The organism is Streptomyces sp. NBC_01451 (assembly GCF_036227485.1).
Taxonomy (GTDB): Bacteria; Actinomycetota; Actinomycetes; order Streptomycetales; family Streptomycetaceae; genus Streptomyces.
The window spans coordinates 4,956,743-4,983,728 of record NZ_CP109479.1 but is presented as its reverse complement, the minus strand read 5'-3'; the positions used below and the strand labels follow the sequence as shown (position 1 = coordinate 4,983,728).

Below are 26,986 nucleotides of genomic sequence, written 5' to 3'. Positions count from 1 at the left end.
GGGTTGCTTCCGTCGCTTGCGCGCGACGGAAGCAACCCACCTTGTTTTCGGTCTACTTGACGGTCCGATAGGCCCGATGGATCGTCTGCTTCAGGGTGTTGCCGGCCGTGTCCCTGAGCGTCACGCGCAGGGAGACCGTGCCCGCCTTCGCCGGGTGCCGCAGGTCGAGGCGCTTGCCGTCGACCGCCTTCGCCGGGTGCCAGGTCCGGCCGTCGTCGTACGAGACGGAGAAGGCCGGCTTGCCGGCGGTGCGCGCGGTGGCCGCGCCCTCGACCGTGAACGGTACGGAGAAGCGCGTACCCGCCTTGGCCGTGCTCGCCGCGCTCAGCCTGGGAGTGAAGCGGACCACCGACAGCGGCAGCCGCTGCCCGACGCCGGTGACGTGCGCGGAGGTGAAGGTCCACTCGACGGCGACCCGGGTGCTCACCGAGGAGAGCGAGGTGGGGCGGGAGACGTCCGTGGTGAGGCGGAACGTGCGCTTGGCGGCGGGGAGTTCGTACGAGACACCCGACAGGGGAGTGTCCACGGCGAAGATCCGCGTGCCGCCCGCGTACAGGGTGCTCCTGGCCCTGCTGTAGCGGGAATCGCCGATATGACCGGCGCCGTCGGAGAACAGGGGGAGGTAGGCCAGGAAGGTGTCGCCCATACGGACCGCGCCGGGGCGGTCCTCGCCGTCCGTCAGCGGGCCGGTGAGGTGCGGGCCGAAGACTCCGGTGTTGAACCGCTCGGTGTACTCCTTGCCCGCGCTGTACGAACGGGGCTTAGCGACCCACTGGCCGGCGTCCCACACCGGTTCGCCGTCCGCGTCCTTGCCGCCGTCCTGCGAGACGGAGTACCGCCACCGTACGCCCGGCAGAACGTAGTCGGTGAAGGCACCCGGCAGCGAGCGCTTGTCGAGCTGGAAGTCGAACCACGAGCCGCCCGGAGTCAGCGGCGCGGCGACGAGCGACGCCGTCTTGCCCGTGGCGGGCGCACCGGCGGCGAGCGTGACCTTGGCGAACTGCCCGCGCTTCGGGTTCGCGGTGAAGCCCGACAGGTCGCCGGTACGGTTCCAGACCGGCCGGTAGTGCGTACTGCCGTGCGTCCAGGTGCCGTTGTACTGCGCGAACGCCTCACTCGCGGGCAGCCTGGCGCCGAACTGCCCGACGCGGAGCCTGCCGAAGCTGCCCATCTCGTACGTGGAGATGCTCCGGTACCCGTCGATGTCGATCCCGAAGTTGAGCGTGGCGTCGGTGTGCTTCGCCCCGCTGTCCGGCACGGTGATCCGGATCGGTTCGGCCTTGCGCGCGTCCATGACGAGGGTGGTGTCACGGGTGAGCGAGAACTTCGGGTTGAGGAGCAGGGCAAGGTCCCCGGTGTCGGAGTCCGGGTTCGCGCTCGTGTCGATACGGCCTTCGAGGCTGTAGAGGCCCTTGGGCAGCCGGACGGTGAACTCGCCGTCCGTGTCGTCGGAGTAGTCCTGCCAGATCTTGTCGTCCAGGCCCTGCACCCCGGTCTGGGAACGCCCGGCGGGCTTGCCCTTGAGGTCGAGGTGCTTGACCGTCAGGTCGTACGACTCGACCTCGCGCTGTGCGCCGATGCCGGTCCGTACGGTCGTACCCGCGCCGTCAGTCGCGGTGAGCGCGCCGCCGAAGGAGCCGTCGGCCGTGCCCGCGCTGGTGTCGGCGGTGACCTGGGCGGTTCCGGTGCCGCCCGCCGGGACCGTGAGCTGCTTCGGGGAGACCTCGAACATGCCCGAGGCGGCGGGCTTTCCGTCCGCGCCGTACGCCTCGGTGGTCAGGTCGAGGGTGAGGGGGAGGTCGCCGTCGTTGCGGTAGGTGATGGTTCTGGTGGCCGGGGTGTCGTCGGTGTGCGGCCACTGCTGGGTGGGGAAGCCGACGGTGGCCGGGGTGGTGGTGAGCCGCTGTTCGAGGGCGCGGACGATGTCCGTACGGCCCGTGCCCTGCGCGAACGCCGAGACGCCGGCCGTGGGCTTGGCGGAGGCGGTGAGCGCGGCCTTGATTCGCTCACCGGTCCAGTCGGGGTGGCGCTGGGCGAGGATCGCGGCGGCGCCCGCGACATGCGGGGTCGCCATCGACGTACCGCTCATCGAGACGTAGCCGTCGGCGGCCGGGTCGCCCTCCGTGCCCTCGGCGGCCTTCGCGGCGACGATGTCGACGCCGGGGGCGGTGAGGTCGGGCTTGAGGGAACCGTCCGCAGTCGGGCCCCGGCTGGAGAACTCGGCCATCGCGTCGGAGCGGTCCACCGCGCCCACGGTGAGCGCGGCGGCGGCACTGCCCGGCGATCCGACGGTGCCGGCGGCCGGACCTTCGTTGCCGGCGGCGATCACGAAGAGGGCGCCGGAGGAGGCGGACAGCTCGTTCACCGCCTGTTCGACGGGATCGTCACCCGGGCTGTCGGGACCGCCCAGGCTCAGGTTGACCACCTTGGCGCCCTGCGCGACGGCCCACTGCGCGCCGGCGATGACGCCGGACTCCTCGCCGTCACCGCTGTCGTCGAGCACCTTGCCGCTGATCAGCCGGGCACCCGGCGCGACCCCCTTGTACTTGCCCCCGGAGTGCGCGCCCGAGCCCGCGACCGTCGAGGCGACATGCGTGCCGTGGCCCACCCGGTCGACGGTGTCGGCCGCCTCGGAGAAGTTCTTCGCCGCGTCGATACGGCCTTGCAGGTCCGGGTGCGTGCCGTCGACCCCGGTGTCCAGCACGGCGACCTTGACGCCCGCCCCGTCGTACCCGGCCGCCCAGGCCTCGGGGGCGCCGATCTGGGCGGTACTCCGGTCGAGGGCCACCTCGACCTTCCCGTCGAGCCAGATCTTCTCGACCCGGTCGGCGGCGGCCGACCTCGCCCGCGCCGTCCCCCCGCTCCCGGTGAGCGTCTCCCACAGCTCGGCGCCCTCCGACTTACGGGCCTTCAGCGCGTCCCCGTTGACGCTGGGCAGGTCCCGGCTCACCCGGGCACCGGCGGCGGACAGCGCGCTCGGCGCGGGGGTGCGGCCCTTGGCGTACGTCACGATCAGCGGGAGATCGGGGCGGGCCGCGTCGTCGTACCCCCACTTGACCAGCTGCGTCACATCGAACAGCCGTCGGTCGGCGGTGCCGTTCGCGAGGAGCCGCTCGGCGTCACCCGGTACGACGTAGGTACGGTCGGCGTGCCGCGCTATTCGGAAGGTGGTGCCTTCCCGGCCCTTGCCGGGCCGCACGCCGGTGACCTGTCCGGTGCCGTCCAGGGTGACCCGGTCACCGGTGACGAGGGTGACGGTCCTGGCCCTGCCGGTGGCGCCGGCCGCCGCCGTGGCACTGTCGTTGCCGACCGGTGCGGCCCCTGATTGCGGGGCCCCGAGCAGGGCCGCGGTAAGGGCGGCTGTGGTGAGCAGGGCGAGCGCCGAAGCCTCACTTGCTCGCCTCTTTCGGTGATTCAAGGCATGCCTTTCTCTCCGGACGACCGGATGAGGAAAAGGAGGTGCGTAAAAGGGGGCGCGTTAAAGGGGTGCGTAACAGGGGGCTGCTCTGCGAGGAGCCGGCCTGCCTGGGCCTACACGAGGCGCTTACGGCCCCAGAAGAAGAGGAACGCGACGACAGCGGCCGTCAGGGCGAACAGAATCGAAGCCCCGAACCACTGCATACCGTTCATCTGCGATATCGGGAGGTAGTCCACGGACCAGCCCACGACACCCTCCTTCTTCAGGCACAGCTCACGCGCCTGATCGGTCGCCCCGTTCGCACAGGTGCTCCAGCCGAGGAGATCCCCGCTGCTGGTGAGGTACGACTCGTCGATCTGGAGCGCGGCGTGGGGCAGGTCCGGGAACGCGTTCTCGGCGGTGACGCCCTTGTTCGTCGTGACCGTGATGACATCGCCGAGCGACAGCCGGAAGTAACCCCAGACGAGCTGGACGGCGACGGCGAAACCGAAGGTGACCACCATGGCCATCAGCGTGCGGCGCAGCACCACGCCGATCGCCACCCCGCCGACGACGGTGAAGAGGGTGAGGGCTACGGGTACGGGGCCCGTGATGTCGAAGACGGAGCCGGAAGACCACTCCAGGACGGTGTTCTCCTCCCTGACCGGGTTCCACCACCAGCCGAACGCTGCCGACAGCGCCACCATGCTCACCACGACCACCAGCGCGGTCAGGCCCAGCTTGGTGGCCAGCCAGCGGGCCCGGGTCGCCGACTGGGCGGCGACCAGCTTGGCGGTGCCGTTCTCCAGGTCGCCGGCCAGCAGCGGGGCGCCGAGGAAGACGCCGAGCAGGACGGGAACGAACCCCAGACCGCCGGAGACGAGGACGAAGGCCTTGCGGTACGGCTCCAGCTTCGGGCCCGCTTCGTCGAGGTTCCTGGTGGGCCAGCCGTAACCGGTGAGGAAGTCCATCAACTGGCCGCGCTGGAAGACGATCCACGCCACGGAGAGCGCGGTGGCGGCGAGGATGGTCCAGAACGCGGCCCGGTGCTGGCGCCAGATCAGCCAGTTCATACCGCTGAGCAGCTGGGGGCGGCGGGGGGCTTCCGCGCCGGCCGCCGCGGAGTTCGAGGTGCTGGTGAGAGTACTCATGCCGCCACCGTCCCGGTGCCGTAGGCCTGGCCCTGGACCTGGGCGGTGGGCGTGATCAGGGGTGGTGCGTCGGGTGAGCGGAGATAGGCGAGCAGGAGTTCCTCCATGTTCGGGGCGACCGTCTCCCAGGGGCCGGTGACCGGACCCTCGGGGCGGATGAGCGCGGTGAACTGCCGTCCGCTGGTCCGGGACTCGACGAGGGTGTGGTGCCCGAGGGAGGCGGGCAGGCCCTCACCCTCCCTGGCGCCCGTGACCATGGTGTGCACGGACATCAGCTCGTCCACGTCACCGGCGAGGCGCACTCCGCCGCCGGACACGACGACGAGGTAGTCGCACACGTTCTCCAGTTCGGCGAGGACGTGGGTGGACATCAGCACGGTGGTGCCGCGCTCGGCGGCCTCGGCGAGGAGGGTGCCCATGATCTCGTGGCGCACGACCGGGTCGAGGTCCGACATCGGCTCGTCGAGCAGCAGCAGGTCGGGGCGCTTGCCGAAGGCGAGGGCGATGGCGACGCGGGTGCGCTGACCGCCGGAGAGGGTGCCGACCTTCGCGTCGAAGGGCACGTTGCCCGCGCGGATGACGTCCTCGGCGGCGCGCTGGTCCCAGCCGGGGTTCAGCTCGCGGCCCAGCCGCAGGGTCTCCGCCACGGTGAACCGGCGGAACAGCGGCTTCTCCTGGGCGAGGAACGCGGTGCGCCGGCCCGACTCCACCGAGCCCGGCGCCTCGCCGAACAGGCTGATCGAGCCGTTCGTCGGCTGCAGGACATGGGCCGCGATGCTCAGCAGCGTGGTCTTGCCGGCCCCGTTGGGTCCCACCAGCCCACAGATCCGGCCCGCCGGAAGCCGGAAGGAGCAGTCCCGCAGCGCCCAGCCCCGCCGGTAGCGCATTCCCAGCCCGTACGCCTCAAGCGCCGGTTCCCCCGCGTACATGTAGTCACTCACCTGTACTCCTGGTTGTCGTGGCCCCCGCGGGCCCCGTTGTCATGAACCCCGTCACCGGCACGTTCCCGGCGGTGTACTGCTTCTCCAGCGCCGACGCGACCAGCGCTGCCACGTCCTCCAGCTCAAGACCGGCCCCGGCCGCCTTCGACACCCACGCCACCAGCTCCGCGTAGAGCGGCGAGTCGGTGCCCGTCTCGGGGCGGCCAAGGGTGCGGCGTACGAAGGTGCCCTGGCCCGGTCGCGGTTCGACCAGGCCCTCGCGCTCCAGCTCGCGGTACGCCTTGAGGGTGGTGTTCGGGTTGACCGTGCTGGTCTCGGCGACCTCCTTGGCGGTGGGCAGCCGGTCACCCGGCACCAGTACGCCCAGCCGGAGGGCCTGCTTGGTCTGCTGCACGATCTGCTGGAAGGCGGGGACCCCGCTCCGCCTGTCGATGCGGTACTCCACGATCACCACCACCATTCCACTACTTGATTAGTGGAATGATGATGGAGGGGTCCGAGGGCGGTTGTCAACGCCGACCGGCGAGCGGGGAGGGCGGGGGCCGGGTTGTCCGAAGTGACCGGAGGGGCTTCTTGGACAACGTTTCGGTGGTCAGCCTGGGTCCAGACCCCGCACCCGAGCCCCAGGAAACGAATCCCGAGCCACAAGCCACAAGTCCCAAGTCACGACCCACGACCCACGACCCACGAACGATGAACCACGAACGATGAACCACGAAGCACCGAGAACGAACCACCCGACGGCGACCCCCACAGAAAGTGCCTCCGGCGTGAATCAAGATCCCTCTGTACCCGAACACCCATCCGTCCTCGTGATCGAGGACGGGTCCGGCACCTCCGACATGCTGGTCATGGCGCTGCGCTTCCTCGGCTTCGACGCGCATCTCGTGTCCATGGGCGCCGAGACGATCCACGAGGTCCGCCGTCGGCAGCCCGACGCGGTACTGCTGGACCTGACCCTCTCCCCCCTGGACGGCACCGGCCTGGACGGCACCGACGTCTGCGGACGGCTCCGCGCCGCGGGTATCGACACCCCGGTGATCTTCCTCAGCGCCCGTACGGCAGTCGAGGACAAGTGCCACGCCCTGGCCATGGGAGGCGACGACTACGTCACCAAGCCCTTCGACCTCACCGAGGTCAGCGCACGTATCCGGGCCCTGATCCGGCGGGCCCGGGGAGTTGTCCGGACCGCGCCCGCGGCCTCGCGCCGACTGCGCGCGGCCGGCGTCGAGCTGGACGAGGGCACCCACGAGGTGTGGCGGCACGGCACGGCCGTACCACTGTCGGCGACGGAGTTCGCGCTGCTGAAGGTGCTGCTGGAGAACGCCGGCCAGGTCATCTCCAAGGCGCACATCCTGGACACGGTCTGGAACTACGGCTTCCAGGGCGAGTCGGGCGTCGTCGAGACCTACGTCTACTACCTGCGGCGCAAGCTGGGCGACTCGGGCCAGTCGCTGATCCGTACGGTGCGCGGCGCGGGCTACATCGTGCACGCGGACCCGGTGGGAACGTGACGGGCGTATCGCACGGGTCGCGCATGTCGCACGAGTCAGACCAGTCGCGGGTGTCCGGGTGAGCAGGTGAGCGGGAAAGCGGAAAAAAGGGGTTCGCCGACCGTCTCGCACGGTCGGCGAACCCCTTGGGCGTGGGCTCGGGCGGATCGCCCAGCCGCTGCCTACCCGATGTCGAGCCGGATGGTGTCGCCGTTCTTGTGGCCGTTCGCGGGGACCACGCGCTGCTCCCAGCGCCAGCCCGTGCTGGGCTTGCGGTGGTGGAACTCGACGGACCGGCCGGCCAGCCACCACCAGCCCTCGGCCGTGGTGCAGCCCTTCGGCGCGATCTCCCAGAACCGCGAGCCGACCCAGTCACCGTGCTGGTTCTCGCCGACGAAGTAGAACTTGACCGTCTCGGTCGACGCACTGCATACCTGAAGCTGGACGAACTTGCCGCCGTCCGCCGAGGCCGTCGCGGGCATGGCCAGAGCACCGACGACCGTGGCTCCGGCGAGAACCGCCATCGTGACTTTGCGCTTGATTCCGTTCATGGAACTGCCACCATTTCTTTTTCTGTCGCGGGCCGGGCATGCCTGCTCGGGCATGCCCGGCGGAAAGGGAGGGGGAAATGTGGGGGGGAGGAATTTCGAGCGCGGAATTCAGTGGCCGCAGTGCTCGTTGCGTTCCTGCTGGGTCATCGGCGCGTCCTTGAAGTTGGCGTAACCGCCATTCGACTTGCCGACGTCCCAACCCGACTCGGTGTAGTTGTTGACGTACCAGTCGAAGTGGCCCCAGTGGCGGTTCTTGTACTGGATCTCGTACCAGCCGGTGGCCTTCCGCTTCGGCGTGCCCCGCTCCACCCAGCCCTTGTAGCCGGCGGGGACACTCGTCCCGAACTCCACCTTGTCCATGTGGCTGCGTTCCCACGTGCGGTTGTAGCTGGTTTCGAGGCCTACCTCGAAGACCTTCGCGAACCCGGCGGAGGTGGTGATCGTGAGACCGACGGAGTCGGAGGATCCGACCGTTTCCTCACCGCCGACCGTGAGGGTGTTCGCGTTCGTCGCGCAGTTGTACACGGTCGGTCCGAGGTGGTGGCTCGGTCCGGTGTACTCCTGGAAGCTCTGCGGGTGGAACACGCAGAGGCTGGTGCTGACGCCGCAGGTCTCCAGCAGTTCCTTCGGGGTGGGATTGTCGGCGGCGCTGGCGGCCGGCGACGCGAGCAGAGTGGCGCCGACAGCGAGGGCGGCGACCGCCCCGGCGGTACGGGGCAGGCCCTTCTTGGACACGAGCCTGCGAGGTGTGAATGCCATTGCTCATTTCCTTCCAGAGAGCGAGTGCCTGTGGAATTCCCACCGGCTGCACCCATTCCACAGGCACGGCCCGTCCGGTTGATCAACGCGCGATCAGAAGGCGGCCCAGAGTTTCCTGGGGGATTCATCAGAGTCGGATCAAAGCCCCGTTCACCGCGAAGTCAGTGCCGTGGGACGATCCGGCGGCGACCACTGCAACGACGTCCTGGTCCGGCAGCCCACGACGACGGGCGGCCGGGCCGCCGGGCAGGCGGGCACGCGGGCAGCCGGGCAGCAGGGCCGCTGTGCGTCTCATCGCCGTGATCGCCGCGAACGCCGTGATCGCCGTGATCGCCGTGATCGCCTTGATCGCCTTGATCGCCTTGATCGCCCTGATTGCCATGTGATCAGTTACGCTGACCGCCTTTTTGAGACAGAAGACGGGCGGAAAAAGAGACATGTTCAGCAAGAGGCGTCTGATACTGACCGGATTCACGGTGGTTCTCATGGCCGCGCTCGGCGCGTGCGGGAGCGGCGGCGGCCCGCAGGACGGCGATGCCGGCGGTGGTGAGGTCCAGGAGAGGGCGCCGGTGACGCCCACCGTTCACGGGCTCCGCGACACCGTGCGTCACGTCGCCGCCAAGACGGTCAGGGCCACCCGTCCGCACCTGGTCAAGAAGTGCGCGTCGGCGACCAGGCAGGTCAAGCACACGGCACGTACGGGCTCGGGCACCTCGAAGAAGACGCGCACCTGGTACTCCACCGAGCACTACCAGAAGTGCGGGAAAGTCCGCAGCGGTACCGAGACGTACACCCGGGTGGTCCGTCAGGAACGCTGGTGCGTAAGCCTGAACGACGTCGACGGCGACACCTCCAGGGACGCCGTCTGGTACCAGGTCACCCGGGCGACCTACAACGAGGCCGCCGCCGCGGACCGGCTCGATCCTCTGAAGTTCACACCGGTGACAACTGGCTGTAACCAGTGACGTCCCGTTCCCCCAATTAGACAGTGAGTCAAGTTACTCAACCGTAATCTCCCGACTGCTACCCGAAGTAACCGACCAGTAGGTACGGTCCTGGCGAACCACTCAGTAAGGAGAGGCAGCCCCACCTCCTCTCCCGGGTTTCTCACGCATCCTTCCTGCCCCCCCGCTCCACAGGAGGTTCGCCATGCCCGCACGCAGACGGCTCCTGGCCGCAGCTGTCACCGCTGCGACTTGTCTGGGCGCCCAGGCGCTCTCGTACGCAACAGCCACCGCATCGGACGCCTCCGCCACGGAGACGGTCGTGTCCCGAGGCGTGGAGATCCCGGCGTTCTACACGCCACCGACCACGCTCCCCACCACCGACGGCGCGGTGATCCGTACCGAACCCCTCCCCCTCGCCGTCTCCCTCCCCACCCTCGACGGCCCCCTCCCGGGCCGGGCGACCCGCCTGATGTACAAGTCCACGGACTCGAACGGCGCCCCCGTCGCGGTCACCGGCGCGTACATCGAACCGACGGCGGCCTGGAAGGGCGGCGGCCCACGCCCCCTCGTCGCGGTGGCCCCGGGCACGATGGGCCAGGGCGACCAGTGCGCCGCGTCCCTCGGCCTGGAGAACCCCCTGTCTCTCAACGGCCGTACGGTGTCGGTCGGTTACGAGGACGTGGCGATCTACCGCCTCCTCGCGACCGGCGCCGCGGTCGTCGTCACGGACTACGCCGGCCTGGGAGCGACGGACCGCCTCCACACGTACGTCAACCGTCTCGACGAGGCCCACGCGGTACTGGACGCGGTACGCGCCGCCCGCTCCCTCCCCGGCACGTCGGTCACGTCGGCCTCCCGGGTGGGCCTGTTCGGCTACAGCCAGGGCGGCGGAGCGACGGCGGCGGCAGCGGAACTCCAGCCTTCGTACGCCCCCGACATCACCCTCGCCGGCACCTACTCGGGCGCCCCGCCGGCCGACCTGACCGCGGTCACGAAGGCGATCGACGGAAGCGAACTGGCGGGCGCGCTGGCCTGGTCGCTCAACGGCTTCCTCCAGTCGGACCCGAAGCTGAAACCGCTGGCGGAAGCCCACCTGAACGCGACGGGCAAGGCGGCGATGACCGACCTGTCGACGATGTGCGTGGGGGACGCGCTGCTCGGCTACGGCTACGCGAAGAGCACCAAGTGGACGACGGACGGCAAGTCCATCTCCGACATCATCGCGTCCACACCGGCCCTCCAGACCTTCCTGAACAGCCAGCGCATCGGCACCCTCGAACCATCGAGCCCGATCCGCATAGCAACAGGCGTCAGCGACAACCTGGTTCCGCATGCCCAGGCCCGCAGCCTGGCCGCGGACTGGTGCGCGAAGGGCGCGAACGTCACGTACAGGCCGGTGATCCTTCCGGATGTGATCAGCCCACTCCTGAACCACTTCACCCCGCTCCTCTCGGACCAGGGCAGCGCGGTGAGCTGGCTCACGGACCGCCTGTCGGGGAAGGCCGCGACATCGAACTGCGGGGTGCTGCCGTTCCTGCCCTGAGCGGGTGAGCGGCTGCCGTTGTCGGCGGCGACTTGAGACCGGCCGAGCTCACCCCGTTCACGCGGTGAGCTCGGCCGGTGTCTGTTCCGGTCGGCGCACGGGCGAGTCCGGAGCGAGGTCCTCGTCGCCGTGAACCTGGTCAAGGATCCGTGCCCTACGGGGCTGGTCGACGCCGGGCAACCAGGACTCGGCGCGGAGTTCACGCCCCCGCGCGGGGAACGACCACCACCCCCAAGGTGTGGGAGGCGGTCTCATGCGTGGTCGTAGACGGTGACGGCGATGTCCGGCCACGTTCCTGCGAGCCGTGGCCCCGGCTCCCTCCGCGACCACACCCTCCATGCACGGGAACATCGACGAGGTGGCGGCCCTGGTCGACACCATCACGACGGACCCGTCACTCCTCAGGGTCTCCCAACTCGCCGCCCACGCCGACCTGAGCACTCGCCAACTCCAGCGCCTCTTCGCGGAATACGTCGGCATCGGCCCCAAGTGGGTCATCCGCCGCACCCGGATCCAGGAGGCGGCGTCCCGCGCGGCCACGACTCCCCAGGACTGGTCGGCCCTGGCCACCGAACTCGGGTACGCCAACCAGGGGCAATTCATACGGGACTTCACGGGGGCGGTGGGGATATCGCCTGCGCAGTACGCGAGTCGGACGCGGCGGTGGGACGACGGCTCCTGACGGGCACACTCGCGGCCACTCGGGCACGGTTCCCTCTCAGGGAGCTTTCGGGCGACGGTGAACTCCCGCCGCCCGAAAGCCGGATGACCGGATCTCAGCTGCCGCCGACGTCCGCTATCTGGTTCGCGTTGCGCATGGCGCCTGCCCAGATCCGAACGTCCGTGACGGAACCGCGCAGATAGTGACCCCAGCCGGAACCGACACGCCCCTTGCCGACGGCGAAGTCCCCGGTCCCGACGATCGCGGGGTACGTGTACTCGGTGCCCTGCTGGTTGACACCGAGGTAGAAGATGACAGCGCCCGACGGGGCGTCGTACACGCCGGTCATCCGCACCGGGTTGTCGTCGGGGACGGACACCTCGTCGGACTTCGCTCCGGTGAAGGTCCCGTCGGCGTTGATCCGGCCGAACTTCCAGATGCCGACCTTCGTTTCGGTGTCTGTCTCGGGGTTGTACTCCGTTCCGGACAGCTGGTACCAGAAGCCCCAGGCGGAGCCGTCGGGGGCGCTCTGGCCGAGCACCTGCGCGATGTGCCCGATGGGCTTGTCGGCAAGGGCCGCACTGTCCAGGCTCACGCTGGTCATGACCGTGAAGGAACCGGTCTCGTCCACCAGAGGGCCGGACGCGGTGGCCGCGCCGTCGACCCCGTCCAGGACGAGCGCATCCCCGTCCAGCGAGGCTCCGCCCGACAGGTCCAGTGAACGGCCGTATCCGGACGCGGTGTCGGCCAGACTGCTACCGGACGCTCCGGCGGCATTCCACGCGGCCACGAGTTCGGTCGCCTCGTAGCCGTTGTCCAGCAGCAGACGCGCGTCCAACTTGACCTCGTCGTCGTCCAGCCTGCGTGTCCAGGCGTGCACCTCGTCGATCTGGCCGCCGAAGTAGTCGGTGTGGTCACCGGGGGTGTAGAGCGTCCGCCCCATCATGAAGGGACCGTCGGCAGCCGTCGGCAGGCCGGTGTCGAGCGTGACCGGCTCCCCCTGGGCGAGGCCGTTGACGTAGAGCTGGATGGTGCGGGCGTCCGCGTCGTACGCCCCGGCCACATACGTCCACACACCGAACGGGATCGAGGTCCGCTCGGCGTATGAGCTGACGATGTGGGAGGCGCCGGCCGCGTCCCGCCAGTGCCGGTCGAAGACCCAGCCCTTGTACTCCGCCGAGTAGTGCAGCGAGAACCCGGAGGCGGTGGCGTCGGTACCGACCTGCGAGACAACCGCGTAGTCATGAGTCGGCGCCGCTGCGATACGAGCCCACGCCGACACGGTGTACGAGGCCTGCGTGTCGACCACAGGTCCGGCGGTTTCAGCGTAACCGGCCGAACCGTCCAGCGTCAGCGCGGTGTCCGTGACCGGATTCGGCAGTTCGGCACCGATGCCGTCCCTGGTGATCAGACCTCGCCGGCCACGGTCGTCCCGGGAGGCGCCGGAGGCCGACAGGGTCGCGTTGTCCTGGTCCGCCTCGACCGCGGTGGAGGAATCCATAGCCACCCCGCCAGACTCGTCGAAGTGCCATTTCCCGATCGCGACCGGCTCCTCGGACACCGCCACCGCACTCGCCGGAGCGCCCGAGTCGGCCGACGCCACCTGCGGCGCGGCGCCCCCGAACGCCAGAAGTGCCGCGCTCAGTAAGGCCGTCATCCTCGTTCCGGACACCGCACGGCGCATCAGATCCCGTTCCATGACCCCACCCCCGCCTCGCATGATCCAACGGAGCACCGATGGATTCAGTCTTGTCGGAGGCCAGTCAAACAACATACCCGTTGCCCCGCCAGGCAGAACTCCTGTCCTGCACCCGCCCGGGAGACATCCGTACCGACTTGGAGATCGTCTAGCCGTTGTCGATGGCGTGGACCAAGACCCAAACAGAGACATACAGGGTCAGGCCCAGGTACATGACGGCGCAGCACACGAATACGCACCCCTGCCTGAAGCTGCGCTCAGGGGACTTCTTGAGACACCAGGCGTTGTAGGCCACCGCGACGATCCCGAAGAGCAGAAATCCGCCGGTGAGCCACACATGGGAGAAGGTGACGTCATCAGGTCCTATGACTTCTTTCGCGTAAGAACTCTCCCTCATGCCCTCACCCGTTCAACGTCCCACATCGCCAACCGCCTTGCCTTCCATCCAGGCACTCCTCCGGGGCAGGGGGGTTCGTGATCGACCCGACAAGCATGCGGCCGGTCACCAGAACCTGCGCTGCCGCGTGCCTGGGATCGTAAGGCTGGAAGACATGGACCGAGGTGCGGAGAGCCCGGCGGGCGCGGACCTGGGTCGGCAGGTCGCGACACTGCCAGGCTTCGCGGTACCACCAGGCCGGCCGCGGATCCCTGCGGTCACTCGGGGTCTCTCAGGCAGCTCAGAGTGCCGGTCCGTCCGGAGCAGATACCCCGGGTCCGGCGGGAACTCGTCGGTGGGCGGGGCCGGTTGATGGAACCGCCGCGTGCGCGGGAGACACCTCCACCAGCTTGCCGTCATGGATCATCCAGAGGCCGAAGCATTCGTCGTCCTGGTCGTGGATCAGGACCTGCACGCTTTCCGGGTAGGGCCACGGCAGGGACTCCAGGTGCCGTACAAGTCCGGACCGCGGTCTCATCCGCTCGAACTCTGTGACCCGACCCGCCCCGAAGGAACGGCCCCACGGGCACTGAAACGGCTGCAACCGATTCAGTACTCCAGTTGTGGAGACGGCCTCGCCCACTGCCGCGTTCCCGTGGCGGTGACCAGAACGGCACGGCACCCGCCAATCCGGCTTCGGGCGTCGCGTTCACGGGAACTGCGAGCAGGAGAGGGTCAGTTCCAGGAGGTGACCGGGAACGCGCGCCGGGTTGGTTGCCGGGGCGGTTGGATGGGCGGCGACGTCGGTTTCGACCGCTGGAGGTGTTGTGCCCGACCTCTGTGCGGGTGCGCGGACCTACCGATCAGGAAGGGCAGCAGCCGCAGCAGATCGTGCGCCGGGGAAGTACCGACTCGGTGCGCTACCGGCAGGCGAGTTGTTGCTGGCGTCCGACGGCGGAGACCGCGTCCCGGCGATCGCCCAGCAGGTCCAGGGAGACGAGGACACCGTCCGGGAGGTGATCCACCGGTTCAACGAGATCGGCCCGGCCCGTCCGGACCCTCGATGTGCGGGGGCGCCCCTGCCTGCCCACCCCTGACGACGAGGACTTCGTCATCCAGATGGCCACCGACCGCCGCAACAAGCCCGGTCAGCCGTCCGCTCTCTGGTCGATCCGCAAACTCGCCGCCTAACTGCGCCGCGTACACGGCCGGGTCAGAGGCATCCGCTGGGGCGGACGTGCCAGATGCCCTGCGGCGTGAAGAATCGACAACCGGCACAACCCACTCCCACAACACGGACCGCGAGGAACTCTGCATGGACCATCAGGACGTCGACACCGCCGTGGCGGAGATGCTGCGGGTGCTCTGCCCCCACACCGCCGAGGACTGGACGGTGCCGGCGGGGCCGCTCGAATGGACCTGCTGGCAAACAGCAGCCCACATCGGCCACGACCTGCTGGCCTACGCAGGGCAGCTGGCAGCACAGCCCGCCGACGCCTACCTTCCCATCGACCTGAACGTCCGACCCACCGCCTCACCGGCCGAAGTACTCCATGCCGTCACCGCCTGCGGCGGGCTGCTCAGCAGCGCCCTGGCAACAGCCAGCCCGACTCTGAGGGCCTGGCACTGGGGCCCGTGCGACCCCGAGGGGTTCGCGGCGATGGGCGTCGCCGAAACCCTGCTGCACACCCACGACATCACCCAGGGACTGTCCGTGCACTGGCTGCCACCAGCACCGCTGAGCGCAGCCGTACTCGACCGACTCTTCCCCGCCGCCCCGCCCGGAGACCCCGCTCGGGTACTCCTCTGGTGCACCGGCCGCGGCGAGCTCGACGGTCTTCCCCGCCAAACCTCATGGAGGTGGGAAGCCGCACGCTCGGACTGATCGAGCCGACCCCGGCGAACCCTCCCGGTCACAGCACTGGCGAGCCCGGGTCCGTCGGCGGTGTCATTTTCCGTCCTGTTCAGCGTCGTTCACGTCGTTGAGGCGAAGTCGGCTGCTACCACTCCGGTGCCGGGGCGGCACCCGATGCCACGTCGGCGGAGTCGCCTGCGAGGTGTCCGCCCGACCCGTATGGTTTCCGCCATGTTCGAGACGATCCGTTGGCGCTGTCACGTACACGCGAACGACCGACGTGCCGCCGAGCGGGTGGTCGGGCGTCTTGCGGCTCGGCTGGATCGGCCCGTTTTGATCGAGAGCTACGAGCGGTACTGCAAGTTCCCCGAGCTCGCCGTGTTGCGGCTGGTCTCCCCGCTCGGGTGCCCCACTCCGGAGCAGGCGCTGATGGCCGTTCTCCAGAGTGCGTGGAAGGTCGCGACGCCGTGGAGCCTCGGCGATCAAGGATCGGGCGTCCACCACGAGTTCGAGGGCATCGCCGCCGCCAACACCGGTGCGCGCTTCAGTGTCCCGGGCATCGAGTGGATGGAGTTCCACGTCACCGATCGGCCGAGAGTGCCCGACTGACGCCGGTACGGCCGATGTTCAGCCGGACACCCCCAGGTCAGCGACCTGGGGGTGTCCGGAGGTGTGGCCATGCCACCCGGCCTTGTGCGAGAGACGGGAAGAGGCGGCGAGAGACGGGAAGAGGCGGGACCCCCTACCCGCCGAACGTCACCACCAGCCGCCCGTCCGTGGCGAACGACCAGTGCAGGGCGCCCGCGTACGACGAGCAGCGGGAGCCGTTCGTGCCAGACCAGAACTGGTTCGTCGTGTCGGAGTCGCCGATGATCCGGTCGTTGGTGCCGCTGGCGCTGCGGCATGACGTGTTCGTGCGGAACACCGATGTGCCGCCGTCGAAGTTGAAGTTGCGTTCCGTGTTGTCGATGCTGACGTTGTCCGACACCGTCATCGTGCCGGGGTTGCTGTTCCAGGTGAAGCCGTGTTTGCCGTTCTTGTAGGCGATGCTGCGGCGGACGATGTGGTTGACGGCGATGTCGTCGCCGCCGAGCTTGTAGCCGTTGCGGTCGCCGTTGCCGGCCTGGGAGCCGTCGGTGAGAGTGCCGTTGCTGTAGGAGAGGGAGTCCTCGATCGTCACCGGGCCGATGGGACCTGTGTCCGTCTTGGTGTAGAGGTCCCAGCCGTCGTCGATGTTGTTGTGCGAGACCGCGTAGCGGAAGACGTTGCCGGAGCCGGTGGTGAGCTTGGCCGCGAAGCCGTCGGCGTCCTCGCCGTCCGAGTCGGCGTTGTCGTGGGACTCGGCGCTCAGGATCAGGTTGTTGGCCGGCCAGTCGGCGGCCGGGGTGGTGGAGGCGATGCGGCCCAGCTGGAGGCCCGTGTCGCGGTTGAAGCGGGTCACCGTGCGCTCGACGACGTTGTTGCTGCCGCCGACGTAGATGCCGTTGTCACCGGCCCGTTCGACGACCAGGCCCTTGATGTACCAGTAGTTGGCGTTCAGTTGGAGGCCCCGGTTGGACGAACTCTCCGTCTGCGCCGAGAAGTTGAGGACCGGGGTCTCGCCCGGGTAGGCGGACAGCGTGGTGCGGGCGGAGGCCGTGCCGTTGTTGCCGACCGGGATCGTGACCGTGGAGGCGTAGTTGTACGTGCCTCCCCTTACGTAGATCGTCCCGCCCGCGGTGATGCGGCTGATCGCCGAGGTGAGAGTGGTCGGCGCCGATGACGTGCCCGCCGCGCTGTCCGTACCGGACGGGGACACGTACAGCGCGGAGGCCGTCGGCGGTGGCGTGGTGGTGCCGTCCGGGACGTTCGCGTCGAGGTAGTCGATGTTGGGGAGGCCTGCGGCGGTCGTCGGGTTGAGGCGGACGGTGTTGCTGCCCGCGACCACCGGCACGGTCAGGGTCTTCGTCGTCCAGCCCGTCCAGGTGCTGGTGCCCTCGAAGGTCGCCGTGGTGACCGTCGTGCCGTTCACGATGACGCTCACGGTACGGGCGGTGGTGGTGCCGTTGGCGAAGCGGACGCTCAGTGTCGCCGTGCCCGATGCGGGTGCGGATACGGTGAACTGGGCATACGAGCCTGCGGAGTTGGTGCCGTTGCAGAATCCGCTGCCGGAGTAGCCGGTCCAGTCGGAGTCGATGGTGCCGGTGCAGACCGCCGGTGAGGTCTCGGCCTCGTAGCGTGTGGTCGCGGCCTGTGCCGTGGTGCCGGAGAGCGCGACGAGGGTGCCTGCCAGCAGGCTGACGCACGCCATGACGGGTCTCAGTTGCATCGTGGTTCTCCATCTCCAGGGCGGTTGGATCAGGTGGAACAGCTGCCGGACCGGACCGGGTTGGAAAGCGCTTTCTCTCGGAAGTTAGAGGGGTGGTCCTGAACACGTCAATAGTCGCGTACTTGATCGTTGTTCACATGAGTGGACAGCGGGCAGGGCGTTCGGTCGCTCCGTGTGCCCGAATGCTTGGCCGTCGGCTTGGGGGAGGACCTACAACCCGCGGCGCAGTTCGGCCGTCTCACAGGGCGTCACCGAGTTCTGAACACATTCCGAACCGGCCCGAACCGCCCAAGTGCCCATGTGACCCTGGAGGTTACGCGCATGCCCTCTTCCCCCACCAACCGTCGTTCGACCCGCATCACATCGGCATCGGCACTGGCGCTCACGCTCGCCCTCGGCGCCGGACTGGCGGCCGTTCCGCTCTCGCTGGCTGGGACCGCCGGTGCCGCGACGGCGTCCGCCAAGGCCGAAGTCAGCTCCAACGGCCGGGAGATGAGCTACACGGCCGCCGCCGGCCAGACCAACAAGGCGACCGTCACCGAGTCCAACGCCAACGCCACGGACATCACCTTCGTTGTCGACGACGTCGTTCCGATCAGTGTCGGACGCGGGTGCGTCTACCCCAGCGCGGCCGACCACACGAAGGTCGCGTGCACCGTCGTCACCGAGGAGAGCCAGAGCCCGTACCAGATCATGCGGATGTACCTCGGCAACGGCAATGACGTGGTCGACTTCACCAACAAGAGCAACGAAACCTACCTCACCACTGCGTTCATCCTCGGCGCGGGCAAGGACAAGCTGACCGCCCGGGGCGACGTCGGCGGCAACTTCGTGGACGGTGAGGCAGGCGACGACACCATCCTCGGAGGGAACTCGTTGCTCACGGCCGGCGGCGACGGCAACGACACCCTCACCTCCTCCAACGGGACCGCGCAGGGCGGCAAGGGCAACGATGTGATCCGCGGTACCGCGGGGGCCGAGGACCTGCGCGGTGACGACGGCAACGACACGATCTACGGCGGCGCCGGCAACGACCACATTTCCGGCGACAAGGGCAACGACGTCCTGTACGGCAACGCCGGCGTCGACTACATCTGGGGCAACAGCGGCAACGACAAGCTGTACGGCGGTGCCGGCAGGGACGTCCTCTCGGGTGGCCCGGGCACGGACGTCGTACGTCAGGACTGACGGTCAGTCCCGACGGTCGTAGCACGTCACAGGGCTGAGTCGGCCCGGTGCGCACACACCAGAGGCCCCGGATCTCTTGGGGCCTCTGGTGTCGGGGTCGGTCTGGTCGGACGTACGGGATCAAGCCGCTGCCTCGGCCAGGCGGTGGAAGGCCTGGGTGGTGTGGGGGTGGGCGATCTCGTCCAGGACGTGACGCCAGTCCAGGTCCAGGTCGAGGCCCCGACTCCGGTCCGCGACGGTGACAGCAGCAGCGGTTGCGGCCGATGCGGATGCGGCGGTCGGGTGTGCCTGGTCCCAGGCCTTGAGCAGCGAGGTGAGGTCGCTCTCGGAGGGGGCGTCGGTCCGGGCGCCGGCCAGGGAGGTCGTCGTGGCGGCCGTCGTGGTGCTCGGCTTCGAGGTCAGCATGGCGTTGGCGTTCATGGGAGTTCCTTCCGGGCCGGGGCGGTGAACCGTTGGACTCGCCCCGGTTCTCCGGGCTTCGGTTCGTCGGGGTCAACGATGCCGTTTCCCGGGTGCCGGAAACATGGAGCGGCCTACCGGACCGAGGGTGTAGGTGGCTGCACCTCCGAGGGGGTTGTTCTCCCCCACTACCCCGTCGGAGGTGCGGCGCGCGGCCGGAACCGGTCGGTTACCTCACTACTTCACGTCGATCAGGTCGTGCGGCGGTACCTTCACCGTCCGCGCGCCCTGGGTGCCGCCGAGGATCACCTTGCGCAGGGCGACGTTGTTGTTGAGGTTGGTCTCCTGGAGGCGCTTCTCCGGGTTGGCGATGACCTGGATGTAGTACGTGCCGTTCGGGAGACCGGTGATGTCGAAGGACTGGCCCGGACGGTACTGGGTGTAGGTGTCACCGGAGCCGACGTCCAGGACCTCACGCACCGAGAGGGAGTTCTTCTGGCCGCACGCCGTCGACAGGTCGGTGTTGAAGGGATGCCAGTTGGCGTTCTTCACCGTCTGGTCGATCGCGTCGGTGTTGGCCAGGCAGAACGCCTCCTTGCCGCTGCGCACCTCCTTGGTCTGGTCGGCGCTCAGCAGGCGGTAGCTCGCGAAGTCCGTGAAGTGCCAGTGTTCGTGGCCGACCCGGGGGTCCCACTCCATCGTGCCGGTGGGTGCGTACCCGACCTGCTTGCCGTTCGCGTCGTAGAAGTACTGGTAGGCGTCCATCAGTGCCTTGCCCGGTTTGCGGAAGCCGTCCACGACCAGCGGGGCCGGCCCGGCGTTCCAGACGTTCGCGCTGAACGCCAGGTAGTCCTTGCCGGGTACGTCACCGTCCTCGCCGTCCGTGACAGCGATGTCCCACGCCGGGAGTGAACGCAGGTCGGGCTTGGGCACGTTGGCCGGAACGCCCGCCCTGCCCGTGGGCCGCTGGGCGGCGGCCTTCAGCGGGGGCGCGACCCGCGAACCGTCGGTGTGGCCCGGGCCGTCGCCCAGGTGATGTGCCTTGCCCCGGTCCACGAGCGCGTTGGGGAAGGCGGGCAGGGTGGGCATGTCCGCGCCGCGCGGACCGTAGTGGTGGGAGGCGAGCGGGGCGGAGGGCTGGGCTCCGTGAGCCGCGTGGCCACCATGAGCCCCGTGAGCCTCATGGGCCCCGTGTCCTCCTCCTTGGTGGGCGGCGGATCGCGCGGCCAGGCCCACTCCGCCGCCACCGCCCTCGCCGCCCTCGCTCGCCTTCAGTACCGACACCTTGATGGTCGGCTGGTCATTGGGGATGCCGAACAGGTCGCGGTACTTCTTGGCGACCGACACCTTGGCCGTGTACTCGCCCACCGGCAGGTCCACCGGCCGCGTGTAGTCGATCGAACTCGCGTTGGTGGCCCAGCCCTTCTCCACCCCCCACACCCCGCCCAGTGTGAACGGGTTGCCGGAGCAGCCCTCCGGGAAGTGCGAGGTCGCCGGGGCGTCCGGGCGGATGCGTCCGGAGGCGTTGTTCGGGCAGAACGTGCCCTTGTTCTTGGCCACTTCCTGTCCGGCCGCGTTCCTGAACGACACCTCCAGGAAGCCGGGCAGGCCCGAGAAGTCCTTCACCGTCCCGGGCGGCAGTCTCTTCGCCGTCGCCCTGCCGCCCTTGCGGATGATCTGCTCGGCGATCACCGGATCCTTGTACGACTTCCGGGTCACCTTGAACTCCAGCGGTACGTCGTCCACCGTGACGTACGTGGCGAGGTCCAGGTAGACGCCGGGTTCCCCCTCCCAGCGTTCGGCCGTCACGGAGTCCGTCGCGGCCAGAAGCCTGAGCTTCGGCTTCGTGGGCGCCGCACTCGCCGTACCCGCCCCGGGCGCCGCTCCGGCCACCGACACGACGACGGCCAGCGCGGCCCCCACGGCGAGCGCCGAGTGCCTTACGCGGTTGTTCTTGCTGTTGCTGTTCCCGGTCCTGGTGCTGGTGCTGGTGTTGGTGTTACTGCTGGTGGTGCTGTTCTGCTGAGTGGTCATCGGTTCCTCGTCTGCCAGTGCCATGGTCAAGTGGCATCGGACTGGACACAGCCCACGACCGGCCGACATACGTACGGACGCACCCCAACGCGTCCAGGCCGGACCTGTGAGCAACCTGTGAGACAGGGGAAGCCGTGTCCGGGTTGCTCGGCGAGGAAAAATTCAACCGAAAGCGGTCCGGCCGCCCGATCAGCAGCCCCCGGGGTCGGGAACCGGACTCTCCTCAACGGGACCTGGATCCGAGGGAGTTGGAGCCACCGGCTCCGGATCCGGCTCCGGGTCAGGTACGGGCACAGGAACAGGGGCGGGGTCCGACACAGGCTCCACCGGAGGCGCGGGAGGCTCGTAAACCGGCGGGTCAGGCGTCTCCACGACAGGAGGTTCCACCACCGGGGGCTCCACAACCGGTGGTTCCACAGCGGGCGGTTCCGGAGCAACAGGCACCTCAGGCTCCTCAGGCTCCTCGGGTGGCACAGACACCCCAGGCGTCTCACTCACCGGAGGCGCCGGTTCCTCGACCGGGGGTTCCACAACCGGAGGCTCCACCACCGGAGGTTCCTCGACCGGAGGCTCCACCACCGGAGGTTCCTCGACCGGAGGCTCCACCACCGGAGGCTCCACCACCGGAGGCTCCACCACCGGAGGCTCCACCACCGGAGGCTCGGGCTCGACCGGAGGTTCCTCGACCGAGGGCCCGGGCTCGACCGGCGCACCGGGAGCAGGCACAGGTGAAACAGGCGACACGGCCGTACCCGCACCCGCGCCATTCCCCGTACCCGGACCCGGATCCGCACCTGAGCCGGAACCAACACCAGTACCAGCACTAGCACCAGCCCCGCTTCCCCGAGTCACCGTGACCACCGAAGCGACCCGTACCCCAGCCGGCGCCCGTTCCGGCGCGGTCGCCGGGCTCGCCTTCAGCGGTACGGGCGTCGGCACCGGTACCTCCGCCACCGGTGCCACCGGCGTGCCCGCCAGCGGGACGCGGGACCGTTCCTGGAGTTGGACCTGCGGAGAGGTGAGCGCGATGGTGATCGCGACGGCCGCTGCCGCCGCCCCCGTGCTCAGCGCGAGCGCCTTGGGCATCTTCGCGCCACCGGTCACGGCATGCCGTACCGCGTGTACCGCGTGCAGCACAGCCCCTCCGCCGTGCCCGGCCGCAGCGGAGGACGTCGCGGCCGACGTGCCGACGGACGCGCCGACGGACGACGCCGCGAGCGACAGCAGGTACTTCCCCGTGCCGCCCACCAGAAGCACCAGCAGGGCCGGGCCGACGAGCGCGGGCAGTCGGTCGTTCGTGCGCATCAGCAAAGCGAGTCGGTGGCGGCAGTCGTCGCAGGTGTCCGTGTGGGTGAGGATCTGGTCGGACTGGCGGCGGGTCGCGGTGCCGCGTACGTACGCGGGCATGCGGACCCAGTACGGCTCGCACGCCGTGTTGTCGGGGACGCCGGGCTGCTCGCGCAGGAAGGCCTGGCGCATGCCCTCGCGGGCGCGGTGCAGGAGTACCGCGGTGGCGCCCTCCTTCGTGCCGGTGCCGATCTGGGGGCCGATCGCCGCCAGGGGCTGGCCCTCCGCCTCCGCGAGCCACAGCGCCTTGACCCAGCGGTCGGGGAGTTGGCCCAGTACCCGAACCAACAGGTCGACCGAGGAGACCTGTTCGGCCGGGTCGTCCACGTGACGGCCCTGGGAGACGACCCGTTCACCGCGTTCCGGCCTGTCCTGCGGATCCTGCGGGGTCTCGCGCGCCGAGATGCTGCCCACGGTGGCCGCCAGGTGCCGGACCGTCGTCATCAGGTACGCGGGCACGTTGTCGATCTCGTGCCCCGCGGACAGGCGCCGCCACACACGGAAGTGCGCCTCGGCGACCAGGTCCTCCGCGGCCCAACTGCTCTTGGTGAGCGAACGTGCGTACGCGACGAGACGCGGTTGCTGCTCCTCGTAGATGCGGGCATACGCGTCGGTCGCGGAGGCGGTGTTGTCAATCATGGGCAGGAACGCTCCAGTTACCTGCGGATGGGGCATGTGGGATGAGTTTGTAAGGCTAGATGACAAAAAACTCAAGTAATTACAGAAGGTGACGCACGTCACATGGGGTAACTCCCGTATCGGCGTAATGCCAGGGCGCCACCGGAGGTCGAGAAGGCAGCTCGGCACAACTGGCCCAACGCCTCACCCCGACGGGAAGACGATCATGTACAGAACCCTGGAGCAGTCCGCGCGCGCCCGGCTCATAACCCCCGGTTACCAGGAGCTGCCGCTCGTGGTCACCCTGCGCTACGAGTCCGTCGACCCGCTGGCCGTCCACATCGACTTCCCCGTCGAGGTCTCGGTCGACGGGGAAGGGGTGAGCTGGACCTTCTCCCGGACGCTCCTGGAAGACGGACTGGAGAACCCGGCGGGGATCGGCGAGGTCCACCTGTGGCCGTGCGGACCGACGCGCACGGTCGTGGAACTCCACTCGCCGTACGGGCTGGCCGTGGTCCGGTTCCGTACGGCGCAGCTCCAGCGTTTCCTCCATCGCTCGTACGGGGTTGTGGCGCCGGGCTTGGAGGATCTGGGGCCGATGGTCGAACAGGGGCTCGCCCTGCTGCTCGGCGGGGTCTGAACCGCCCGCACCCGGTACGGGCGGCCACTCGGTTCGCGTACAGCGGACCCACAGTTTCCTCAGGAATGCTCGGCGCATGGTCGGCACCCCTGACACCCCCAAAGGCGTGGCCTCCAAGGCGTGGCTCCCAGAGGCACGACCCCCGAAGGCGCCGTTCGTGTGCTGATCGTCGACGACGAGCCGGAGCTCACCGAGTTGCTGGCCGTGGCCGTGGCCGTGGCCGGAGCGGGCTGGCAGCCGTTCGTCGCGGCGGACGGGCACAGTGCGCTGCGGATCGCGCGCGGCTGCGCCCCGCATGCCGTCGTGCTGGACGGGATGCTGCCCGACGTGGACGGACTCCAGGTACTGCGCAACCTGCGGCAGGAGCACGCCGGACTGCCGGTGCTGATGCTCACCGCCCGGGACGCCCTCGAACACCGCATCGACGGCCTGTCGGCGGGCGCGGACGACTACGTCACCAAGCCCTTCTCCCTCGAAGAGGTCATGCTGCGGCTGCGCGGACTGCTGCGCCGGTGCGGCGCGGAGGAGGCGGCCGAGGACGAGTCGGTACGGGTGCTCGGCGATCTCGTACTGGGCGAGAAGACGCGCGAGGTGCAGCGCGGCGGGGTCCGTGTCCCGCTCACGGCGAAGGAGTTCGACCTGCTCTCGCGGGTGCCGCTGGACCGGGGCGAGGTGGCCGGGCTGACCGACACCCAGAAGTCGTCGACGCAGTTCACCGTCCACTCCACGGAGTGGCGGCTGTGGAGCAACATCCACTCCTACGAGCGGCAGGGCGTGCCCCTGGCCGATCTGACGGGTACTCAGACGGCGCTGGGAACGGCCCTGTTGAAGGCGGCCCTGAGTGCGGACGGTCTGGAGACGACGGAGAAGATCCGCAGAATCAACCAGGCGGCCGGCGAGGCGATCAACAACACGACCGCCTTCAACGAGGACGCCTACTACTGGACGGTGATGGGCACCCCGTCCGCCACCGAGCCCTGGGGCTTCCAGTTCGACGGCCACCACCTGGTGATCAACTACTTCGTCCTGGGCAGCCAGGTCGTCATGAGCCCCTGCTTCTGGGGCTCGGAGCCGACGTCCATGGAGATCGACGGGGAGACGGTGACGGTCTGCCACGAGGAGGTCGTGGCGAGCCTCGCCTTCATCAACTCCCTCACGGCAGCACAGCGGTCGGTCGCCATCGAGTCGGCGACCAAGTCCAACGAGTCGATGAAAGCGGGCGCGTTCTCGGACAACACGGTCCAGGCGTACACGGGTCTGCGCGGCAACGCGCTCGACGCCGCCCAGAAGAAGAAGCTGCTCGGCATCGTCCAGGCCTTCGTCGGCCGCGCGAAGGCCGACACGGCGAAGGTGACGCTGTCCGAGGTGAGCAGGCACCTCTCCGACACCTACGTCACCTGGGCCGGCGGCACCGCCGACGACGCCGCCTTCTACGTCCGCGTCCACAGCCCCGTCATCTGGATCGAGGTCGACTGCCAGGCCCCGGGCCCGCTGGCGGGCGCGTACGGCGCCACACAGGGGAGCGGCGCGACACAGAAGCACGTCCACTCGATCCTCCGCACCCCGAACGGCAACGACTACGGGAGGGAGCTCCTCAGGCAGCACTACCTGACGTCGCCGCACCACCACTGAGGCGGGGCGCACGCGCTCCGTTCCGAGGTCTCTCCGTCATGGCGAGGGCCGCACCCGTGTCCACGGGTGCGGCCCTCGTACCTCTGCGGGCGGAACGTCAGCCCAGACCGGCCGACTTCAGCCAGGCCTTGGCCACGTCCAGCGGGTCCTTGCTCTCCAGCTGCACCTGGGAGTCCAGGTCGAGCAGGGCCTTCGTGTCGAGCTTGGCCGAGACGGCGTTGAGCGCGTCGATGCCCTCCTGCGAGAGCCCGCTCTTGTAGACCAGCGGGGTCACGTTCGCGAATCCGAAGAGGTTCTCCGGGTCCTGGAGGACGACGAACTTCTCCTTGGTGATGGTCGGGTCGGTGGTGAAGATGTCCGCGGCCTGCACGGTGTTCTTCTTCAGCGCGGCCTGGGTCAGCGGGCCGCCCGCGTCGAGTGCCTTGAAGGACTTGAACTTCAGCCCGTACACCGACTCCAGGCCGACCATGCCCTGCTGGCGGGTCTGGAACTCGGGCGAGCCGCCGAGGACCAGGTCCGGCGCGACGTCCTTGAGGTCGGCGAGCGTGGAGGTCGCGGTGAGGTCGTACTTCTTCGCGGTGGCCGCGTTGACCGTGACGGAGTCCTTGTCCTCGGCCGGCGACGACTCCAGCAGCGTGAGCTTGGAGTCGAGCTTGGCCTTCGCGGCGGCGTTCACGGTCGCGAGCGAGGTCTGCGCGGCCTTCGCGTCCAGGTAGGCCAGCAGCGAGCCGTTGTACTCCGGCAGAACGGTGATGGAACCGTTCTTCAGCAGACCGTAAGTGGTCTCGCGGCTGCCGATGTTGGGCTTGTAGGTCACCTTGATGCCCTTGGCCTTCAGGGCCTCGCCGTAGATGTCGGCGAGCAGAATGCTTTCGGCGAAGTTGTTGGAGCCGACGACCACGGTGTCACCGGCCGCCTTGTCGCCGGCGAGCGGGTCGGAGGTGTCGTCGGACGAGGAGGAGCATCCCGCCAGCAGGACTGTCACCGCCGCGAGGGCGACGGCCGCCGCGCCTGGGTGGTTCCTGAGGGACCTGCTGATGTGGGCGTTGGTAGTCACGGTTCCCGTTCCGGGCTTTGGGGTTGATGAGAGCTCAAACACTGTGGCCTGATCCAAGCCAGGCGCTTCTTGATCAGTCAAGGGGAACCGGGTTACCGATTGACTTCGACCAGTGATCACTTGTGCATGGATCGGGAGATCACCTGTGTACTCCCCGGGAGGCCCTCAACAGGCCCCCGCATACCGCTTCGTAATGGATTCTTGACTTAGGGCGACCCGCTCGACCGTTCGAAGAAGGGATAGTCTCGCCGGAGTTGGCGTCCGCCACGGCAGTCGGCGGGGGCCACAGCGGTGTGCGGGGGCCGCTTACGTATTGTTCGTATTCGGACACGTGCGTGCAGAAGGCGGCATGCGCGCGAACCCCGCTCGTACGCCTGCAACACCCTCTTG

Annotated in this window: 23 protein-coding genes and 1 pseudogene; 10 read left to right on the top strand and 14 right to left on the bottom strand. The window is 68.9% G+C overall.

Annotated features, from left to right (window positions below; genetic code table 11):
* Positions 1 to 52: 52 nt before the first annotated feature.
* The 4 genes from OG595_RS21855 to OG595_RS21840 all read right to left on the bottom strand — a co-directional run bounded on the left by OG595_RS21855 (position 53) and on the right by OG595_RS21840 (position 5,949).
* Positions 53 to 3,418 carry a S8 family peptidase gene (locus OG595_RS21855; protein WP_329274418.1) on the bottom strand — a complete coding sequence of 1,122 codons (3,366 nt, stop codon included), beginning with the start codon at positions 3,416 to 3,418 and terminating at the stop codon, positions 53 to 55.
* A 113-nt stretch (positions 3,419 to 3,531) separates the two neighbouring features.
* The gene (locus tag OG595_RS21850; RefSeq protein WP_329274415.1) at positions 3,532 to 4,548 is read right to left on the bottom strand and encodes an ABC transporter; all 1,017 of its coding nucleotides are present in this window, start codon (positions 4,546 to 4,548) and stop codon (positions 3,532 to 3,534) included.
* On the bottom strand, positions 4,545 to 5,477 hold the full coding sequence (locus tag OG595_RS21845) for an ABC transporter ATP-binding protein (RefSeq protein ID WP_329283097.1): 933 nt from the start codon (positions 5,475 to 5,477) through the stop codon (positions 4,545 to 4,547). Before OG595_RS21845 ends, OG595_RS21850 begins: the two co-directional genes overlap by 4 nt.
* Positions 5,478 to 5,481: 4 nt before the next feature.
* On the bottom strand, positions 5,482 to 5,949 hold the full coding sequence (locus OG595_RS21840; protein WP_329274412.1) for a GntR family transcriptional regulator: 468 nt from the start codon (positions 5,947 to 5,949) through the stop codon (positions 5,482 to 5,484).
* Positions 5,950 to 6,259: 310 nt separating this feature from the next.
* Between OG595_RS21840 and OG595_RS21835 the strand changes: the two genes are divergently transcribed.
* A complete protein-coding gene (locus OG595_RS21835; protein ID WP_329274409.1) occupies positions 6,260 to 7,003 on the top strand; it encodes a response regulator transcription factor in 744 nt (247 codons plus the stop codon).
* A gap of 161 nt (positions 7,004 to 7,164) precedes the next feature.
* On the opposite strand, the gene OG595_RS21830 is transcribed toward OG595_RS21835, so the two are convergent.
* From OG595_RS21830 to OG595_RS21820, 3 genes are all read right to left on the bottom strand, one after another.
* Positions 7,165 to 7,533 (bottom strand): hypothetical protein, encoded by a 369-nt coding sequence (locus OG595_RS21830; protein ID WP_329274407.1) that lies wholly within the window; start codon positions 7,531 to 7,533, stop codon positions 7,165 to 7,167.
* A 108-nt stretch (positions 7,534 to 7,641) separates the two neighbouring features.
* The gene (locus tag OG595_RS21825) at positions 7,642 to 8,292 is read right to left on the bottom strand and encodes a hypothetical protein (protein ID WP_329274404.1); all 651 of its coding nucleotides are present in this window, start codon (positions 8,290 to 8,292) and stop codon (positions 7,642 to 7,644) included.
* 127 nt (positions 8,293 to 8,419) lie between these two features.
* Complete coding sequence (locus OG595_RS21820) at positions 8,420 to 8,674, bottom strand: hypothetical protein (protein WP_329274401.1); 255 nt, start codon at positions 8,672 to 8,674, stop codon at positions 8,420 to 8,422.
* A 55-nt stretch (positions 8,675 to 8,729) separates the two neighbouring features.
* Here OG595_RS21820 and OG595_RS21815 point away from each other — a divergent pair, with 55 nt between their 5' ends.
* The 3 genes from OG595_RS21815 (at position 8,730) to OG595_RS21805 (ending at position 11,464) form a co-directional block, all read left to right on the top strand.
* Positions 8,730 to 9,257 carry a hypothetical protein gene (locus OG595_RS21815; RefSeq protein WP_329274399.1) on the top strand — a complete coding sequence of 176 codons (528 nt, stop codon included), beginning with the start codon at positions 8,730 to 8,732 and terminating at the stop codon, positions 9,255 to 9,257.
* 184 nt (positions 9,258 to 9,441) lie between these two features.
* The gene (locus tag OG595_RS21810; RefSeq protein WP_329274397.1) at positions 9,442 to 10,782 is read left to right on the top strand and encodes an alpha/beta fold hydrolase; all 1,341 of its coding nucleotides are present in this window, start codon (positions 9,442 to 9,444) and stop codon (positions 10,780 to 10,782) included.
* Between the two features lie 337 nt (positions 10,783 to 11,119).
* Positions 11,120 to 11,464: a helix-turn-helix domain-containing protein gene (locus OG595_RS21805; protein ID WP_329274395.1), complete on the top strand. Its 345-nt coding sequence runs from the start codon at positions 11,120 to 11,122 to the stop codon at positions 11,462 to 11,464.
* Between the two features lie 94 nt (positions 11,465 to 11,558).
* On the opposite strand, the gene OG595_RS21800 is transcribed toward OG595_RS21805, so the two are convergent.
* Both OG595_RS21800 and OG595_RS21795 read right to left on the bottom strand, forming a co-directional pair.
* Positions 11,559 to 13,100 carry a LamG domain-containing protein gene (locus OG595_RS21800; protein ID WP_329274393.1) on the bottom strand — a complete coding sequence of 514 codons (1,542 nt, stop codon included), beginning with the start codon at positions 13,098 to 13,100 and terminating at the stop codon, positions 11,559 to 11,561.
* Between the two features lie 190 nt (positions 13,101 to 13,290).
* Positions 13,291 to 13,539 carry a hypothetical protein gene (locus tag OG595_RS21795; RefSeq protein WP_329274391.1) on the bottom strand — a complete coding sequence of 83 codons (249 nt, stop codon included), beginning with the start codon at positions 13,537 to 13,539 and terminating at the stop codon, positions 13,291 to 13,293.
* Positions 13,540 to 14,358: 819 nt separating this feature from the next.
* Here OG595_RS21795 and OG595_RS21790 point away from each other — a divergent pair.
* From OG595_RS21790 to OG595_RS21780, 3 genes and pseudogenes are all read left to right on the top strand, one after another.
* Positions 14,359 to 14,706, top strand: a pseudogene (locus tag OG595_RS21790) (helix-turn-helix domain-containing protein); the annotation flags it as partial.
* A gap of 127 nt (positions 14,707 to 14,833) precedes the next feature.
* The gene (locus OG595_RS21785) at positions 14,834 to 15,403 is read left to right on the top strand and encodes a maleylpyruvate isomerase N-terminal domain-containing protein (RefSeq protein WP_329274389.1); all 570 of its coding nucleotides are present in this window, start codon (positions 14,834 to 14,836) and stop codon (positions 15,401 to 15,403) included.
* Between the two features lie 201 nt (positions 15,404 to 15,604).
* Positions 15,605 to 15,982, top strand: coding sequence for a hypothetical protein (locus tag OG595_RS21780; protein ID WP_329274386.1), 378 nt, complete (start codon positions 15,605 to 15,607; stop codon positions 15,980 to 15,982).
* Between the two features lie 133 nt (positions 15,983 to 16,115).
* Here the strand turns inward: OG595_RS21780 and OG595_RS21775 are convergent, their stop codons facing one another.
* Complete coding sequence (locus tag OG595_RS21775; RefSeq protein ID WP_329274383.1) at positions 16,116 to 17,681, bottom strand: carbohydrate-binding protein; 1,566 nt, start codon at positions 17,679 to 17,681, stop codon at positions 16,116 to 16,118.
* A 321-nt stretch (positions 17,682 to 18,002) separates the two neighbouring features.
* Between OG595_RS21775 and OG595_RS21770 the strand changes: the two genes are divergently transcribed.
* Positions 18,003 to 18,869, top strand: a complete 867-nt coding sequence (locus OG595_RS21770) for a calcium-binding protein (RefSeq protein ID WP_329274381.1) — start codon at positions 18,003 to 18,005, stop codon at positions 18,867 to 18,869.
* A gap of 120 nt (positions 18,870 to 18,989) precedes the next feature.
* Here the strand turns inward: OG595_RS21770 and OG595_RS21765 are convergent, their stop codons facing one another.
* The 3 genes from OG595_RS21765 to OG595_RS21755 form a co-directional block, all read right to left on the bottom strand.
* A complete protein-coding gene (locus OG595_RS21765) occupies positions 18,990 to 19,289 on the bottom strand; it encodes a hypothetical protein (RefSeq protein ID WP_329274378.1) in 300 nt (99 codons plus the stop codon).
* A gap of 216 nt (positions 19,290 to 19,505) precedes the next feature.
* Complete coding sequence (locus OG595_RS21760) at positions 19,506 to 21,302, bottom strand: lysyl oxidase family protein (RefSeq protein WP_329274376.1); 1,797 nt, start codon at positions 21,300 to 21,302, stop codon at positions 19,506 to 19,508.
* Positions 21,303 to 21,491: 189 nt separating this feature from the next.
* Positions 21,492 to 23,288, bottom strand: a complete 1,797-nt coding sequence (locus OG595_RS21755) for a sigma-70 family RNA polymerase sigma factor (protein ID WP_329274374.1) — start codon at positions 23,286 to 23,288, stop codon at positions 21,492 to 21,494.
* A 205-nt stretch (positions 23,289 to 23,493) separates the two neighbouring features.
* On the opposite strand from OG595_RS21755, the gene OG595_RS21750 reads away from it, so the two are divergent.
* A complete protein-coding gene (locus tag OG595_RS21750; protein WP_329274371.1) occupies positions 23,494 to 23,907 on the top strand; it encodes an SsgA family sporulation/cell division regulator in 414 nt (137 codons plus the stop codon).
* Between the two features lie 159 nt (positions 23,908 to 24,066).
* Positions 24,067 to 25,539 (top strand): DUF3500 domain-containing protein, encoded by a 1,473-nt coding sequence (locus OG595_RS21745; protein ID WP_329274369.1) that lies wholly within the window; start codon positions 24,067 to 24,069, stop codon positions 25,537 to 25,539.
* 97 nt (positions 25,540 to 25,636) lie between these two features.
* Here the strand turns inward: OG595_RS21745 and OG595_RS21740 are convergent, their stop codons facing one another.
* Positions 25,637 to 26,596 carry an ABC transporter substrate-binding protein gene (locus OG595_RS21740; RefSeq protein ID WP_329274367.1) on the bottom strand — a complete coding sequence of 320 codons (960 nt, stop codon included), beginning with the start codon at positions 26,594 to 26,596 and terminating at the stop codon, positions 25,637 to 25,639.
* Between the last annotated feature and the right edge of the window lie 390 nt (positions 26,597 to 26,986).

What these genes read in the sequence shown, in the direction of transcription:
- OG595_RS21850 (WP_329274415.1), bottom strand. Translation starts at nt 4,548, where the DNA reads ATGAGTACTCTCACCAGCACCTCGAACTCCGCGGCGGCCGGCGCGGAA.
- OG595_RS21845 (WP_329283097.1), bottom strand. Translation starts at nt 5,477, where the DNA reads ATGTACGCGGGGGAACCGGCGCTTGAGGCGTACGGGCTGGGAATGCGC.
- OG595_RS21840 (WP_329274412.1), bottom strand. Translation starts at nt 5,949, where the DNA reads ATGGTGGTGGTGATCGTGGAGTACCGCATCGACAGGCGGAGCGGGGTC.
- OG595_RS21830 (WP_329274407.1), bottom strand. Translation starts at nt 7,533, where the DNA reads ATGAACGGAATCAAGCGCAAAGTCACGATGGCGGTTCTCGCCGGAGCC.
- OG595_RS21825 (WP_329274404.1), bottom strand. Translation starts at nt 8,292, where the DNA reads ATGGCATTCACACCTCGCAGGCTCGTGTCCAAGAAGGGCCTGCCCCGT.
- OG595_RS21820 (WP_329274401.1), bottom strand. Translation starts at nt 8,674, where the DNA reads ATGGCAATCAGGGCGATCAAGGCGATCAAGGCGATCAAGGCGATCACG.
- OG595_RS21815 (WP_329274399.1), top strand. Translation starts at nt 8,730, where the DNA reads ATGTTCAGCAAGAGGCGTCTGATACTGACCGGATTCACGGTGGTTCTC.
- OG595_RS21810 (WP_329274397.1), top strand. Translation starts at nt 9,442, where the DNA reads ATGCCCGCACGCAGACGGCTCCTGGCCGCAGCTGTCACCGCTGCGACT.
- OG595_RS21805 (WP_329274395.1), top strand. Translation starts at nt 11,120, where the DNA reads ATGCACGGGAACATCGACGAGGTGGCGGCCCTGGTCGACACCATCACG.
- OG595_RS21800 (WP_329274393.1), bottom strand. Translation starts at nt 13,100, where the DNA reads ATGACGGCCTTACTGAGCGCGGCACTTCTGGCGTTCGGGGGCGCCGCG.
- OG595_RS21795 (WP_329274391.1), bottom strand. Translation starts at nt 13,539, where the DNA reads ATGAGGGAGAGTTCTTACGCGAAAGAAGTCATAGGACCTGATGACGTC.
- OG595_RS21785 (WP_329274389.1), top strand. Translation starts at nt 14,834, where the DNA reads ATGGACCATCAGGACGTCGACACCGCCGTGGCGGAGATGCTGCGGGTG.
- OG595_RS21780 (WP_329274386.1), top strand. Translation starts at nt 15,605, where the DNA reads ATGTTCGAGACGATCCGTTGGCGCTGTCACGTACACGCGAACGACCGA.
- OG595_RS21775 (WP_329274383.1), bottom strand. Translation starts at nt 17,681, where the DNA reads ATGCAACTGAGACCCGTCATGGCGTGCGTCAGCCTGCTGGCAGGCACC.
- OG595_RS21770 (WP_329274381.1), top strand. Translation starts at nt 18,003, where the DNA reads ATGCCCTCTTCCCCCACCAACCGTCGTTCGACCCGCATCACATCGGCA.
- OG595_RS21765 (WP_329274378.1), bottom strand. Translation starts at nt 19,289, where the DNA reads ATGAACGCCAACGCCATGCTGACCTCGAAGCCGAGCACCACGACGGCC.
- OG595_RS21760 (WP_329274376.1), bottom strand. Translation starts at nt 21,302, where the DNA reads ATGACCACTCAGCAGAACAGCACCACCAGCAGTAACACCAACACCAGC.
- OG595_RS21755 (WP_329274374.1), bottom strand. Translation starts at nt 23,288, where the DNA reads ATGATTGACAACACCGCCTCCGCGACCGACGCGTATGCCCGCATCTAC.
- OG595_RS21750 (WP_329274371.1), top strand. Translation starts at nt 23,494, where the DNA reads ATGTACAGAACCCTGGAGCAGTCCGCGCGCGCCCGGCTCATAACCCCC.